Annotated in this window: 14 protein-coding genes; 1 reads left to right on the top strand and 13 read right to left on the bottom strand. The window is 56.2% G+C overall.

What is annotated here, in order from left to right:
• Nucleotides 1-10: 10 nt before the first annotated feature.
• Entirely contained in the window at nt 11-754 is a 744-nt protein-coding gene (locus RIB87_RS09975) for a GntR family transcriptional regulator (protein ID WP_350146108.1), read from the top strand.
• A 23-nt stretch (nt 755-777) separates the two neighbouring features.
• Here the strand turns inward: RIB87_RS09975 and RIB87_RS09970 are convergent, their stop codons facing one another.
• The 13 genes from RIB87_RS09970 to RIB87_RS09910 all read right to left on the bottom strand — a co-directional run bounded on the left by RIB87_RS09970 (nt 778) and on the right by RIB87_RS09910 (nt 14,093).
• Nucleotides 778-1,203 (bottom strand): hypothetical protein, encoded by a 426-nt coding sequence (locus RIB87_RS09970; RefSeq protein ID WP_350146106.1) that lies wholly within the window; start codon nt 1,201-1,203, stop codon nt 778-780.
• 938 nt (nt 1,204-2,141) lie between these two features.
• Nucleotides 2,142-2,828 (bottom strand): energy transducer TonB, encoded by a 687-nt coding sequence (locus tag RIB87_RS09965; protein WP_350146104.1) that lies wholly within the window; start codon nt 2,826-2,828, stop codon nt 2,142-2,144.
• 20 nt (nt 2,829-2,848) lie between these two features.
• Nucleotides 2,849-3,256: an ExbD/TolR family protein gene (locus tag RIB87_RS09960; RefSeq protein WP_350146102.1), complete on the bottom strand. Its 408-nt coding sequence runs from the start codon at nt 3,254-3,256 to the stop codon at nt 2,849-2,851.
• Nucleotides 3,253-3,666: an ExbD/TolR family protein gene (locus RIB87_RS09955; RefSeq protein WP_350146100.1), complete on the bottom strand. Its 414-nt coding sequence runs from the start codon at nt 3,664-3,666 to the stop codon at nt 3,253-3,255. Before RIB87_RS09955 ends, RIB87_RS09960 begins: the two co-directional genes overlap by 4 nt.
• A 9-nt stretch (nt 3,667-3,675) precedes the next feature.
• Nucleotides 3,676-4,350: a MotA/TolQ/ExbB proton channel family protein gene (locus tag RIB87_RS09950; protein WP_350146098.1), complete on the bottom strand. Its 675-nt coding sequence runs from the start codon at nt 4,348-4,350 to the stop codon at nt 3,676-3,678.
• 30 nt (nt 4,351-4,380) lie between these two features.
• Nucleotides 4,381-5,217 carry a heme ABC transporter ATP-binding protein gene (locus RIB87_RS09945; protein ID WP_350146096.1) on the bottom strand — a complete coding sequence of 279 codons (837 nt, stop codon included), beginning with the start codon at nt 5,215-5,217 and terminating at the stop codon, nt 4,381-4,383.
• Nucleotides 5,211-6,287: a FecCD family ABC transporter permease gene (locus RIB87_RS09940; RefSeq protein WP_350146094.1), complete on the bottom strand. Its 1,077-nt coding sequence runs from the start codon at nt 6,285-6,287 to the stop codon at nt 5,211-5,213. The genes RIB87_RS09945 and RIB87_RS09940 overlap by 7 nt, the downstream gene beginning before the upstream one ends.
• A gap of 2 nt (nt 6,288-6,289) precedes the next feature.
• A complete protein-coding gene (locus RIB87_RS09935) occupies nt 6,290-7,243 on the bottom strand; it encodes a heme/hemin ABC transporter substrate-binding protein (protein ID WP_350146092.1) in 954 nt (317 codons plus the stop codon).
• On the bottom strand, nt 7,243-8,301 hold the full coding sequence (locus RIB87_RS09930) for a hemin-degrading factor (RefSeq protein ID WP_350146090.1): 1,059 nt from the start codon (nt 8,299-8,301) through the stop codon (nt 7,243-7,245). The genes RIB87_RS09935 and RIB87_RS09930 overlap by 1 nt, the downstream gene beginning before the upstream one ends.
• 43 nt (nt 8,302-8,344) lie before the next feature.
• Nucleotides 8,345-10,588, bottom strand: a complete 2,244-nt coding sequence (locus tag RIB87_RS09925; RefSeq protein ID WP_350146088.1) for a TonB-dependent receptor domain-containing protein — start codon at nt 10,586-10,588, stop codon at nt 8,345-8,347.
• A gap of 167 nt (nt 10,589-10,755) precedes the next feature.
• Entirely contained in the window at nt 10,756-10,992 is a 237-nt protein-coding gene (locus RIB87_RS09920) for a hypothetical protein (protein WP_350146086.1), read from the bottom strand.
• Between the two features lie 148 nt (nt 10,993-11,140).
• Nucleotides 11,141-12,586, bottom strand: coding sequence for a sodium/proline symporter (locus RIB87_RS09915; protein ID WP_350146084.1), 1,446 nt, complete (start codon nt 12,584-12,586; stop codon nt 11,141-11,143).
• Nucleotides 12,587-12,656: 70 nt separating this feature from the next.
• Complete coding sequence (locus RIB87_RS09910; RefSeq protein ID WP_350146082.1) at nt 12,657-14,093, bottom strand: aspartate kinase; 1,437 nt, start codon at nt 14,091-14,093, stop codon at nt 12,657-12,659.
• Nucleotides 14,094-14,199 lie beyond the last annotated feature (106 nt).

The raw sequence follows: 14,199 nt of genomic DNA, 5'->3' as shown, positions 1-14,199 counted from the left end.
GACGGTTCAGATGGGCGGGTACGGCGATCCAGATGCGCTTCTAAGGTCAGCATTTGAACCAGTGCCCGGACAGGGGCTTGTCGAAGAAGTGTGTCGTCAGCTGAGAAATGCCGTTTTTGATGGCCATCTGCGCCCTGGCGACCGGGTGGTTGAAGCCACCATTGCCAAACAGCTTGGGGTCAGTCGCGCCCCGGTGCGTGAAGCGGCGCGGATGCTGGCGCAGCATGGTCTGTTGCACCAGGAGCCAAGGCGCGGTTTTTTCGTGTCCACGCTGACCCTCGGTGATGTCTCTGACGTGTTCGATCTTCGCAGATGCCTCATAACCCATGCAGTTACGAAGGCTTGCGAGCAGCCCAACATGGCTGTGATGTCGGACCTGCAGGGGTTCTTGAAAGCCATGAGCGCGGGTGACGCCGTGAGTGCGACGTCCAATCTCATATCGGATGAAGTGATGTTCGGGCGCTATCTAGTTGGTCTTGGCAACAATCGGCGGGCTATTGAGGCATACGATCAGGCCTCCATGCTGCTGCCGCTGCTTTCAAGTGAGGTGGCAGCGCCGGCGACATCCGCCAGCAAGCTGGCAGCGAACTTCAAATCCATTGCCAAGCACATTATGCGGCGGGATTCCATGAAGGCGCTGGCAGCCATTGATGAGATGCTTGCCGAGCGGCGAAATGCTTTCATGGAGGCTCTGGCTGACGAGGAATGGCAGGAGATGGGCATAGACGGCGACACTGTGAGTGAGGTCGCCTAGAACCGGTGCCAGATCACGATTGCCTAGCGAGGCGCCGCTGCATTGGCTGTGTAGGTCGTATCGCTTACCAGATTGTTGGACGTATCAAAGAACTTGATGGTGTCGCCGTCCTTGACGATTTTGAAGCAGGCCGGAAAACCTCCAAACCAGGTATCCCATTCGCGGCACCAGACATCGTTCCTGACCCACCAGCGACCGGTATCGCTTTCCAGCAAAATACCATCCGGACTGATAGCGTCGCCCGTCATGTCGCCCCCCTCATAGAGGTTGCTGACGTAGTCGTTGCCGAACTCGTTGATGCCGGTAAATGTCGCATCGGCAAACAGTGAGCGCATATCGCTTCCACGCAGCAGATCACCGCTTTCAGCTGTCAGACGCTCCGCATTGGCGGATGTCAGCGTCACAGCAGAAACAACCATTGCTACGGCAAACCCCAAAACCTTGTTCATCCTACACTCTCCAAATGCACTGACGCCCACGTGTAAAAGTGTATCAGGAAATTGAGGATTGTCGACAATCTAGAGGCTGACAAATGTCAGCGCGTGAAAGTTTGAATCGGTGGGGTTTGAAAAATCCCGACGCGGACCTGGGAAAGGCGGAAAACTCCAGATCTGAGTGGTCCAAGGTTGGGTAGCAGTGCAAAAACGTGGCTCGGCTCTAAACACAGCTGGGGGAAAGCAAGGGGTCACGTCAGTGACATTGGCAGGTACGTTATACTTTCGAGAATTGGTCAGGCTGCCTGTCGTTTAAGCCTTCGCTGCAACCATTCCGCTATGGCGTTTCCGTCACGACTCCGCAGAGTTTGAATTTGCGTAAGACTGCTCGCTGATACCCCTATTGTTTTCCCAGTTCCTAAATCAAAATTTCCCTGTTCCATGTTTGCCGAAGTTATGAGAAACGGCTGATTCCAAGCCATTTTTGTGCTCTTTGTGCCCCAGCCCGCAGGCAAAATGACGAAATTTCCCTGCAAATTCCCGTTTAACAGGGAATTTGTGGAGGAGACCGGTTCTCGTTCTTGGCTCTGCACAGCCAGCCTTCTTAGTCGCCATTGACCACCTTCCTCGGGCTCAAATTGCAAAAACAACCCAATAGGTTGCGAGGTATTCGTCTGTGTAGAGAATAAAATGCTAGTAGATTTGAAGTTGGCTGACTTCGAACTCTCCGAGCGTCTCTGACTCAACTTTACCGATATTCGTTTTTGTTGGCTCTCTGCGGCAGAGACTTGTTCGAAACGGTCGGAGACCAGTTCGAATGTTCGGGGTCGGCTGGAGGCTGATATCGCATATGTCAGCACGTGACCTGACCCCTTGCTTTCCCCCGGTTGGGATTAGGGCCGAGCACCGCAGAGTGCTCATCGCTCGCTCAAACAATCCGGACACCAGCGATTTTATCTCAGCTCAAAAACAATGGGTATCGTGACTTCAAACCTGGTGCGCGGCGGGGCAGGAAATGGCGCTGATTTTTGCACCATACGTTTGGCTGTGCGGTCCAGCGCGAAATGGCCTGAGCTCTGTATCACGTGAAGCTGCGTCAGCGTGCCATCGGCTGTGATGGTCAGGCGCAAAGATGCAACGCCTTGCTGACCGGCTCTGCGGGCGGTAGCGGGATAGGTTCTTTTGGCCTCAATCCTGGCGCGAAGCATGGCCAGATAGGCATCATGCACGCTCGTCGATTTTTCTGTGCCGCCGCTGTTTCCTGGCGACGATGCTGCGGCCCCACTCCCCAGTGTGGGCGTTGCATTGCGGGCGTGACTGGCCGTTGCCGAATCCGGTGGCATCTCTAAAACAGGTTCAGGGGCGGGCTTTGACGGGCTGGCGGGAACTCTTTTCGCCAGTACTTTTGGAGGCTTTCGTGCGTCCTGTGCCACCGGTTCGCTGGGTGTTTCGGTATTCTTCATCTTGGATTTAGGTGCGCCGCTGCCTAAGGCGACGCTAAGCTTCCCCAGCACTTTGCCACCACCACCAGAACTCGGTTCAGGTTCGGTGCTGAATAGCACCACGGCAACAGCCACGTGACCGATCAAGGCGACCATCATCATCCATGGCCAAAGCGTAGCAAGCCGGGGAATACGCAAGCTGTGTGTCTGACTTGTCGTCACAGCTGTGCCTCGATGGTCATGATCACAGCGGTCTTGACGCCTGCATCTTCTGCTGTTGCAAGCAGCTCAATCACCTTTGATGCAGGCGCGCGGCTATCAGATTTGATCCTGAGTTTTTTGTCTTCTTTCCCCAATTCGCTGAAGAGTGCTGAAAGCGTGTCGTCAGACGTAACAGCGCCAAGATGAAACACGTCACCATTCTGGCCGACCATGATGTCGATGACGTCAGCTCTCTGCGTCTCAGGACCGGCCTGCACCACGCGAAGCGGATCAAACTGGTCTGGCAAGGGCACATCTACTGTTCCAGCAATCATGAAAGCCAGAACAAGAAGCAGGACAATGTTGATCAGCGGCAACGTGCCATCCGGTCGTCGCTCGGTGCGTGGATGTCTTAAGGGCATCATGTATCGCTCTGAGGTCTTTCGACCGTCACGTTGGGTACGTCAGCTCCGGCGAGGGCTTCCATCAACGTAATAACCGGTTGTATGGCCACACCGTCCAGCGGCCGCACCACTATGGGTTCGCTTACGAGTGATCTGGCCTTTATGACTCCTATAGCTTCGCGTGTGTTCGCCATAGTGCGGCCCTCGATTTGAATCGTACCGTCAGCGGTCAGCGTTACCGTTAGCGTAGCTTGGTCACGTGTCGAGTCGCCCAATACGGCACTGGGAATGAGATCGATTTCACGCCAGTTGGTGAACTGAGATACCAGCATGAAAAACACCAGCAGGATGAATACAACATCAATGAGTGGTGTGAGGCTCAGAACAACACGCGGCCTTGGTCGTTTCAGGCTGAGGACGTTAGTGCTCATGGGAAAACGTTACTCAGCGGCTATGCGCAAAGTATTCGCGCTTGGTGCTGCATGAGCCAGAACGTGCCCAATCAGACATTCCGCTTCATCGGCAAAGCGTAACAGGCGTCCTTCAAACCAGCCATGGGCAAGAGTAGCCGGAATGGCAACGACGAGGCCTGCCGCAGTGGTAAGAAGTGCTACCCAGATGCCGCCGGACAGCAGACTTGGATCAACCGCGCTGGAGGCGGTCTCAAGCGCCTGAAAGGCATCAATCATGCCAATGACCGTCCCAAGCAGGCCGATCAACGGGCTGAGCATGGCAATCATGCCAAGCGTTCCAAGCCCGCGCTCCAAGGGCCGCATGATCCCGCGAGCAGCCCTGCGACCTGCGTCCTCCACAAGCGCGCGATCCTTCGGATGGCTTTTAATCGCAGTGGCCGTGGCAGACTTTATCGCGCCCAGCCCGCCTGACCTCAATTTGCTGTTCAAGCGGGCAATTGAGAATTGAACCAGCTTGGCGAGGACAAGAGAGAGCGTTACGACAGATAGTCCGGCCAGCACCCACAAGACGGGACCACCAAGTAACAGAAAATCAACAAGCGCATGAGCGGGCTGCTCAAGGCCGTCAGGCGCCATCACAGCGTTGTTTGTATTTGGAATGGCTTCAACAGCGGCGGGCTGCGGAATGCTTGTATCGTCCATATTGCTACCTGGTTTCTGATGAGCCTGCAGTTATTGAGCCGCAGCGCTGTGTGAGATCATGATTTCAGCGTGTCGGTGGCCTGTGGGCAGCACGAGATGTCTGCAGCTGTCCTCATCAAAGATCCGTTTAACCCGAAGACCGAAAATGTCCTCGATCAAGGGTGGCATCAGCACCTCTTCGGGTGAGCCAAGGGCTGCAAGCTCTCCTTTTGACAGAACCGCGACCCTGTCGGCGTAAAGCGCTGCTAGATTGAGATCGTGCACTACGGCAATGACGCCAGCTCCTGTCTCTGCGAGTTCTTGTGCTAGATGTAGCGTGGCATGTTGATGGGCGAGATCGAGGCTGGCGGTAGGTTCGTCGAGAAGCACATAGTGCGGCGTAGTGCTCCCGGCTGCACGCCAGCTTTGTGCCAGGACGCGGGCCAGTTGAACACGCTGCTGCTCTCCACCTGACAGCCTGGTGTAGGGACGCTCAGAAAGGCCCGAAACATCCGTCGCCGTCATGCCCCACCGTATCGCTGTGCGATCCGCTTCATGGTCTGCTTCACTGCGAAACGGCTCGCGGCCCATGGCCACGACGTCACGCACCTTGAAAGGGAAGGTCAAGGACGCGTGCTGAGGCATCAACGACCGGTGATGGGCAAGTTCTGCGGCTGAAAGATCGTCGATTTTGAATCCGTTAATTGTGACCGAACCTTCGTTTGCTGACACCTCACCACTCAAGGCACGAAGTAATGTGGATTTACCGGCTCCGTTGGGACCAACAATGATCAACACCTCACCGGGGTTCGCGGAGATGGAAACATTCTTGAGCACGCGGCGTCCGGACAGGCTAATGCTGAGATTGTGCGCGGCAAGGGCTACCATGCCGCACCATCCCGGCCAGCGCGGCGCAGAAGCCAGAGAAAGAATGGGGCGCCGAGAAGCGCTGTCAAAATCCCGATAGGCAGTTCTGCGGGAGGCGCCATGTTTCGTGCAGCCACGTCGGCCCACAGCAAGAGAGCGGCGCCACCAATCGCGGATGCCGGGAGCAGAACTCTGTGATCAGGGCCGATGACAAGCCGAAGCAAATGCGGCACGACGATACCGACGAATCCAATCATTCCACTGACCGCCACAGCAGCGCCGACACCTGCGGCAACGAGAATAACGGCCATGTTCTTGAACCGATCGACAGTCAGCCCAAGTGAGGCCGCCTCGCGTTCGCCCAGCAGGATCAGATTGAGGTTGCGGGTCAGCGTCGGCACAGTGGCGAGCATCAAACCCATGAGGATAAGCGCGGGAATGATAGCCGCCCATGTGGCACTGCCCAGGCTGCCCAGCATCCAAAAGTTGATGGCACGCAGTTGCTCATCATTGCTGATGAACATCATGAGCCCCATGAGCGCGCCACCAATAGCGGTGACGGCAATGCCAGCCAATAGCATGGTCAGCACCGGTGTTTGTCCACCAACGCGCGCAACCGCCATGACTGCGAGTGTAGCTACCAGACCACCGAGAAATGCCGTTAGCGGCAAAATGTAGAGCAGTCCGACGCCAATGAATGACACCATGCCACCAAGTGCGATGGTGGCAACCGCAGCAGCACCAGCGCCAGCCGAAACACCAATGATAGACGGCTCTGCAAGCGGGTTACGAAACAGCGCCTGGAGCATAGCACCCGCAACGGCCAGCGTTGCCCCAACCGCAATACCAAGCACGACACGGGGGGCACGAACATCCAAAAAAATGGTCCGAGCCACCGGATCATCGGGTTCAGCACCCGAGAAGCTGCCCCATAACTCAGAGGCAAGTGTCGTAAGGGACAGGTCGGCCGAGCCAGAAGTCAGCCCTGCCACAGCGCCCGCTGCCGCCACGAAGGCGAGCAGAGGTAAAAACAGCGCGCCCGTCAGCGCTGTGGTTTTGCTGTCTCCATTGGCGTGGACCGCGAGCGTCATGCTCAGCTCCCGGTGAAATACATTTGCCCGGATGGAGCCTGCGCACGCCCCGCAAGAGGTATGTCCGCATCCGGATGAAACAGCTCCGCCAGATCAGCAATGGCTTGTGGTGTGCGAGGGCCAAAGCCGAGCAGGTAGAGACTGTCGGCCACGATGATGCGGCCTTCACGTCCGGCAGTGGTTTTGGAAATCACGTCGATGTTTGCAAGAGCTTCTTCCCCACCCAAAGCCATGACAACGTGATTGGGTATCAGGATGTAATCAGGATCAGCAGTCAGCACGGGTTCCAGCGACAGTGGCTTGTACCCATCCAGTGTCGGGAGAGCGAGGCGTCCGCCGGCCATTGTTATGATCGCTTCAGCAGCGGTGTTTGTGCCTGCGCCGAAAAGAGGGCCCGTGCCGGCATTGAGAACGAGCAAGACTGATGGTTGCTCTTTTGTGGGAATAGCTTCCTTTAGTTCGCTGAACTGAGTTGCAACCGTTATGGCAAAGTCGGCTGCCCGTGCGGCGTGGCCGGTGGCGTTGCCCACGGTCTCAATGAGTGAGCCAATACCGTCTGGCGTCCATGGTGAGCCAATTTCGATAACATCCAGATCAGCACTCTTGATCTGTTCAACAGCCGCCGCGGGGCCTGCTCCTTCACCCAGCAGGATGAGGTCGGGGCGCATGCCCAGCACGCCTTCGGCGGACAGCTGGCGCAGATAGCCGACCTTGGGCAATGCGCGTGCTTCCGCTGGATACATGCTCGTTGTGTCGGCAGCCAGCAGCTTGCCACCAAGCCCAAGGGCATAAAGCGTTTCGGTGACGGCTCCGCCAACGGACACAATTCTTTCAGGGGCTTGCAGCGCTTCTGCCCGGGCATCCGGAGAGGTTCCGGTCAGAGGCGCTGCGCCTCCCCCAAAAACAAGTGCGGCAGTGAAGAAAAATGTCCTTACACCAAGCGTAGATATGGTCATCAAGCCGCCACTCCCTGGCCAAGCACGCCGTCTGCGATCAACTGGCGCCAGTCGTCACGTTCGGTCTGTCCAGGTTTACGCTCGCCGAAGAACTGCACCATCATGTTGCCATCGACGTCATAGACTTCGACGGATGTAACGTCACCATCCACAGTCGGCTTGCGAACAACCCAGGCGCTAGCGACGAGATCCGTGCGCAGATGAAGATTGAAACCATCATCCAAAACGTTGATCCATGGACCTATGGGCTCAATGCGGACCACCGGACCGGTATGGATCTGGATGCACCCCTTGTTGCCGACAAACACCATAATTGGTGCGCCACGATCGGCTGCCGTGTTCAGCACGCGCTGAACAGAATCAGAAGGGGCCTGCTGGGCAAAACGACCTTCTGCAAGCCTCAACGCCTGCTGCCGCCCTACTTTGTATTTACGCAGCAGCGGGAAGAAGTCATGAGTGTCCTTGAGCCGGCTCCACTCCTGCAACATAGCCTCGTGGTTGATTTCACTGTCAGGCTTGTCAGCGGCAGTCCCCGGAACCGGTCGTGTTTCAATCAGGTTGGACTGGTCTTCATGAGAAAAGCGTTCGACCAAAGCATCATATGCCGCGTCATTGCTCTCTGATCGCATGTACACCTTGTGAACAGCAGTACCGTCAATATCGAAGAACTGAAGGCTGCGCCTTGAACCCGAGCGCGTGTCTTCGTTGACGGCGAAGCCGAAGTGCCAGCGGCCCAGAAAGAGGCGCAGGTCAATATCGTGGTTCAAGACAATGCCGCCATGGGCGCCGAAATCCATGTTGGCGTACTCACCCACCTTTTCATGCACCACACCTTCGTTGCGGGTGAGGGCCATGACCTCGCCCAGATCACCGAAAGCCGTAATCACTGCAGACCATGATCCGCTAAGCCGGGTTGCTGTCTTGCCAAGTCCGGAACAGACCAGTTCGGCTTCTGAAATGCCAAGCTCGGCAGCAACGTCGCGTGCCCGCAACTTGGGCAATCGTTCTCTAAGCTCGGCAACACGAGAGTGGAGTCCAGAAACAGAGGTGTCCGGCATGGTGTTTCTCCTGAAGTGTGACCGCTGGGGTCGTGTTGTGTGGTTACCAGGCAAGGCGATAACTGACGTCGACCAGAACGCTGCGGCCTTCTTCAACTGTGTCTGAGGAAACGCGCTGGTATTCTTCGTCGAAAAGGTTTTCCGTGGTGACGCCAACGCTGAATCCCGCAAGCGCGCCTTCTTCTGCCTGCCAGCGGCCATACACTTCATGCAGCTGATAGGAGTTGCGATCATTGGCCCGAATGGTTCCGCCATTGTGTTTGTCAGCGAGCGTTGCCTGCCAGCCAATAAAGCTGTCGACTTCAGGAAGCTTCAGGCGAAGGTCGGCAGTGATCTGGTCTGGCTGCTCAACGCCGATGGGGTCGCCGGTTGCCTTGTTCTTGGTGTCCATGGTGGAGCCGGCAAGTTTGACCCGGAAGCGGGATGACTCGTAGCTGGCTTCAAGCTCGAAACCATCCAGCTCTGCGTTGGGGATATTGACGATTTGCGTCGTACCGCCACAGCCATTCGGGTCAGCAGTGATTGAGATGAATGCCCGGCACGTAAATCCGGGAACCAGGAAGGGTGCAGGGAAGAATTGCGGATTTGTCGTGTTCGCAGTTTGCGTCACCTGCGTGGTGAGGAAGTTTTTGCCTTTGATGGAGTAGTAACCGGCTTTCGCCTGCAGCACATCGCCGTCACCAAACACATCATCAAACTCGACACCAAGCCCACCTTCCCACGTGTCCGTGGACTGCGGTTCAAGGGTGGTATTTGTAATAAATGTGTTGAAGTCAACAACGGCATTCGTTGCTGTAAACACAGGGAAGTGGGTTCCTGTGGGGAACAGTTCATCGAGACGCGGCGCGCGAAATGCTTCCGCGTATGAGCCATAGACAAAACCCCATTCAGTCGGGGCAAATCTCACACTCACTTTTGGTGAAAGCTGATTGTCTTCAGTATTGTTGCCGACATTGTCTGCGCTGTCGAAATTGTCATAGCGGAAGCCTGGCGTGACTGTCAGCTCAGATCCTTCCAGTCCAAACAGATCGTATAAGCTGAAAGCAGACTGGGCGAATATGCCGTAAAACTGCTGATTACCCGTTACCACGCCACCGCGCAGGCCACCATTGAGCAAGCCCTCAGCATCTTCGCGATAAAAGTCGATACCCAGAGTGAGCGAGAGGTCAACGTTGTCGGTAAGGGCAAAGTTGCTGGTGTTGTCCGCATTGAAGCCGAAAGTTGTCAGCTTGCGTTCCTGTAACAGGTTGGCTGAAGCTCCTGTCAGGTTGGTTTCGTCAACGCTGCTGACAGTTCGGTACACGGTTACTTCCGCGTCCAGAACAGGATTGGTTGGCGGGTTGAAAAAGAAGCCGCCTGAAATGGTTTCGGAGTCGACGTTCTTGTCGGCAAGGGTGCCACCGGCTGCCTGGCCATTGTTCGGCTCACGCGCGTCATTGCGAAAGCGGTTCCAACCCAGACGAACGCCAGAGCTTTTGTTCTGCCGGAATTCGCCACGAACGAAGCCGGACAGAATGTCGTCTTCAGAATCCAGCTTGACGTCATTGCCCAGTCGTACGTCGTATGATCGGCGACGAACGATACCAGCAGTCACGTCAGTCATATTGCTGGGGCGCCAGGCACCAACAATGCGCTGTGCGAATTCGTCATTGCCAGAGCGATAAGATAGACCAACTCGACCGCTAACCGTCTCATCACCTTTGAGCAGGTCATCAGCCGTGAGAGTACGTAGAGCAATAATGCCACCTGTACCGCCGGACCCGTAAAGAGCCGAGCTTGATCCGCGGACGACCTCCGCTTCACCAAGAAACGCAGGATCAATAAAGGCCCGGCCATCGTGACCGGAAACAAAGTTCTGGCGCGTGCCATCAAGCGTCACGATTACATCCGGACCGGAGAACCCACGGATCGTCGGCATCTCGCCGGTACGGCGCGGACCGCCAAAGCTGGTTACGCCGGGGATGTCATCAAACAGGTCATCAAGACTGGCCGGGATTTCGTCCGCGATGTCTTCAGCGCCTTTGACCGTCACTTGTCCGGGCACGCTGAACGCTTCCATTGGGTTTCGGGTGGCCGTTACACTGATTGGAGCGGCTCGCAAACCATCGCCAGACGTCGCACCCTCTGCACCCTGAGCGGCAATGCCGCTTGTTGTGCTGACAAGCATTGCAGACGCCAGCATAGCTGCTGCTGCCGACCTGGCCAGGAATGTGGATGCTTTCAAATTTGCCTGAAAGCTTTTTTTGGAAGCCACGACGCTGCAGTCATCACAAACACCCTTCGACACTTTTGACCTCTTCAGCAGACAAAAAGAAAATAAGACTCAGAATCATTCGCAACTAGGTTAAACGCGTATATCAGCGAAACCCCGGTAAAGCGCTATTTTGTAGTTTGTATATTGAGAGTCATTTGCAATAACAAGAAAAATCTTGGCTGGGGGGCGTATTTTCTCGTTCAGCAGAAAGCATCAGAAATTACCACGTAGAGACCGGTTCGAAACGAACACCCTGCGGTTATGTGACCCGTCTCCTTCAAACAAGCCGGTGTTTCATTCAACATGGATGCATTCAAAAGGGGTGGGTCATCGGCGGCCACCATCTGCATGTTGTACAGACGGAAAATATGAATCTCGGCATTGGGCGCCATCTCTCGAATGGCGCGGTAGGCACCAAAGCCATGCCGGGTATCCATCACTGCTTCAGGAGCACTCTACTCACCGAAAATATGTGTTTTTGACGCTTCGTCGGGATTGGCCGCAAGCCACTCTGCAAGTCTGGTGAAACGGTATCCATTCTGGAAAGTTCAGGTCGGCGCGAATCTGCTCAGCAGTGCAAAATGATCAAAGGGCTCTGCTTTCCGCTGGATGATCCTTTGGGCTCTCGTCATTGGCTGCGAAGGGCTGCGAAAAAATCCAACCCGCTATGAGGGGGATCAGTATGCCCGGCAGGCCTTCATAGATGCTGGTGTGAAAGCCAAAACCAAAGCGCCATGTCAGGGCAATCGCGACGCCCGCAACCATCAATGCGACCGCTGTTGTCTCCGTAACCCGTCTCCCAAGCGCGTAGAGCACTAACAAGGGTGCGAACGCGCAGGCAAGTGTTGACCATGACAGGATCACCAGGTTGAAGACGCTTTGGCTTTCCAGCAACGCAAGCCCAAGGGCTGCCAGCGTCACCACAGCGGTTGCGGTTTTGAGAAGGACCGGGGATTCCAGCCGGTTGGGTGCCAGGTCATGGGTGATGGCAGCGGAGCACGACAGAACCAGCGAGTCCGCCGTGGACATGGTGGCCGCGAAAATGCCCGCCAGCACAAGTCCCACCAGCACCGGCGGCAGCAGTTCAACCGCCATTCGGGGCAAGGCGAGTTCCGGATCGATCGATGCCAGATCGGGAAGGTAAATCCGCGACAACATACCAACGCCCGTAGCCAGCAGATAGAACATGATGAAATAGCTGTAGTACCAGACCCGCGCCTTCACCATCTGGTCTTCACGTTCAAGAGCCATGAAGCGCACCATAACGTGGGGCTGGCCGACAACAGAAAAACCGGCAAACATCCAGCCCAGGACAAACAGTCCCATGCCTGCGGCCCCGGCCAGAATCAGGTCATCGGGAAACAGATCGAGAAAACGCGGCACCGCCTGCCATTGCTCTATTGTTCCCTGCCACCCTCCCAGCCCCTGCACGCCGACGACCAGCATCAGTGTCATTGCGGCCAGCATGACAAATGACTGCGCCGCGTCGGTCCAGATGGAGGCGCGGATGCCACCGGCAATGGAATAGGCGACAACGACCAGTGCAACTGCGATTGCCCCCAGCCTTGGATCGAACCCCAGCACACCCTGCAGCGCTTTGCCGCCCGCTGCAATTTGGGCCGCAGCATAGGCAATGAGAAACAACACGACGATGACAGCACCTATGCGCTGCCATGTGGCGAAACCATCCCCGTACCAACGGGCCAGTACCGACACATAGGAGGCCTCCTTGGTGGCGGCCGTAGCCTGTCGCAATCGGCGGTGTACGAATGTTGATCCCAGAAAATCACCGAGTATCCACCCGATCATCAACCAGATTGCCGCAAGCCCCACTTCATAGGTGTAGCCAATAACACCAATGAACATGTAGCCGGAATTGTTGGTTGCAACCGCCGAGAGCCCTACCAGCCATGGACGCACGCTGCGTCCTGCGAGGTAGTAGTCTTCCCGCTCGCCGGTTGCCTGACGTATGGAGGCCAGACCAATTGCCAGAAAGGCGCCAAGCACCGTGAGAAAACTGATAAGGATCATGGTGTGTGCCTTCCTGGCGTTCCCTGACGGGGCCCCAAGCGCCGCAGCGCTTTATGCGGTCTTGTTGCGGCTACGCGACCTGACGGATTGTCTGCGGAGGCGTATTTGCTTCAATAAGCGCGCGATGCAGAGCAATGACGGCCCGCTCATAGTCGCTGTTGTGGACGATCAGTTGAAGGTCGGTGTTGCGCGTGAGCTGATGCAGGCCAATCAGGGCAACGCCGGCTTCGAACAATGCGCCTGTCGCCTGTGCCGTAACGCCCACCGCATCCAGATCCGCACCGATTGCTGATACGATCGCCACATCGCGCACATCAATTTCCGCAAGCGGAAAGTCGGCCTCGATGTCCGAGGCCACACGCTTGATTGTCTCGCGCGAACAATCGACGTAGTGGGTAATTGTATTGGCGTTTGAACCCTTGCTAATGATCCGAACGTCATGGCGGGTCAGCGCTGCCAGGATTTTCGCATCGTAGCCCTTCACGCCCACCATATCCTGCTCGAACACCTCAAAGGCAAAGACCCCCGTGAGGCCGGTAATGATTTCCGCACGCGGTTCATCGGGCAAAAAGTCACCGCGAATGATTGTACCGTCGTCGCGTGGATCAAAGGTATTTTTGACACGCAGGGGAATGTCAGCCTGTCGCAGATACTTGGCCGCGTTGGGGTGGATGGCTTCCATGCCCATGTTGGAAAGCTGGTCAGCCACATCGTAGTTTGTTTCGCCGATCTTGCAGACTTTGTCCTCGCCAACCAGTTTCGGGTCAGCACTTGATAGGTGAAACTCCTTGTGGATGATTGCTTCTCGCGAGCCTGTGACGGCGGCAAGGCGTGCAAAAGTTACTTCGGTGTAGCCACGGTCATACTGGCGCACCATGCCGTCCGCACACGCTGCATACCCGGTGATGATGGGCAGGGTAGTGGCCATGTCAATCGGATCAAGCGCTTCAGCAATGCGCTCATCCAGCGACACTTTACGCGTATCGCGCCAACCAGTGAGATCAACAAAGGTCGCATTGATCTGTTTTTGTTGCAGCAACAAGGCGGTGTTGTGCGCTGAATGCGCTTCACCAAGAGCTGCCAGCATTTCACGTACAGTCGTCAGGTGGTCGTCGAGCCGGAATTGTCCGTACGAGCAAAGGCTGTGCAGGTCGGCGAGGCAACTGCGAACGCCATCTATCCTGTCATGCACAAAAGCATCTGCTGTCGCGCAGGCTTCGGTCTCGCCAAATATCTCGGCATTCTTGGCGCACATAGCATCGGCGGTTTCTGAGAGCGCTTCGCTCCACGCCCATCTGTTTTGCGCGCTGGCAAACAGAGCATACACACCCGGGCGACCGGATTTTTTATGCTCCAGCAGGCGGTCAGTGATGCCGGCATAGGCTGAGACGACAAATGCCCGATCGTAGATCTGATCCATAGCCCGCGGGCCGATGAGAACGTTCGCCAGAATGACGTCGGTGCTGGCAATGGATGTGCCGCCTATTTTCTCGACAGTATGTGTCATTGTGAGCCTTTTTGGTGATGGGCTTTTTATGTTGGGTTTCGAACGGCACGGGCCGGCTTCAATGCGCGAGGCTCTAACGGACAGCGCTTTATCCAAACATTGCGTC

Source organism: Pyruvatibacter sp., assembly GCF_040219635.1.
Classification (GTDB): Bacteria; Pseudomonadota; Alphaproteobacteria; order CGMCC-115125; family CGMCC-115125; genus Pyruvatibacter.
Note: the sequence above shows the minus strand (reverse complement) of the source record. Positions and strands in the feature narration are given on the sequence as shown.

Coding starts and splice junctions, on each gene's coding strand:
- RIB87_RS09915 (WP_350146084.1), bottom strand. CDS start 12,586: ATGATCCTTATCAGTTTTCTCACGGTGCTTGGCGCCTTTCTGGCAATT.
- RIB87_RS09975 (WP_350146108.1), top strand. CDS start 11: ATGGGCGGGTACGGCGATCCAGATGCGCTTCTAAGGTCAGCATTTGAA.
- RIB87_RS09920 (WP_350146086.1), bottom strand. CDS start 10,992: ATGGATACCCGGCATGGCTTTGGTGCCTACCGCGCCATTCGAGAGATG.
- RIB87_RS09930 (WP_350146090.1), bottom strand. CDS start 8,301: ATGCCGGACACCTCTGTTTCTGGACTCCACTCTCGTGTTGCCGAGCTT.
- RIB87_RS09960 (WP_350146102.1), bottom strand. CDS start 3,256: ATGATGCCCTTAAGACATCCACGCACCGAGCGACGACCGGATGGCACG.
- RIB87_RS09945 (WP_350146096.1), bottom strand. CDS start 5,217: ATGGTAGCCCTTGCCGCGCACAATCTCAGCATTAGCCTGTCCGGACGC.
- RIB87_RS09910 (WP_350146082.1), bottom strand. CDS start 14,093: ATGACACATACTGTCGAGAAAATAGGCGGCACATCCATTGCCAGCACC.
- RIB87_RS09955 (WP_350146100.1), bottom strand. CDS start 3,666: ATGAGCACTAACGTCCTCAGCCTGAAACGACCAAGGCCGCGTGTTGTT.
- RIB87_RS09970 (WP_350146106.1), bottom strand. CDS start 1,203: ATGAACAAGGTTTTGGGGTTTGCCGTAGCAATGGTTGTTTCTGCTGTG.
- RIB87_RS09940 (WP_350146094.1), bottom strand. CDS start 6,287: ATGACGCTCGCGGTCCACGCCAATGGAGACAGCAAAACCACAGCGCTG.
- RIB87_RS09950 (WP_350146098.1), bottom strand. CDS start 4,350: ATGGACGATACAAGCATTCCGCAGCCCGCCGCTGTTGAAGCCATTCCA.
- RIB87_RS09935 (WP_350146092.1), bottom strand. CDS start 7,243: ATGACCATATCTACGCTTGGTGTAAGGACATTTTTCTTCACTGCCGCA.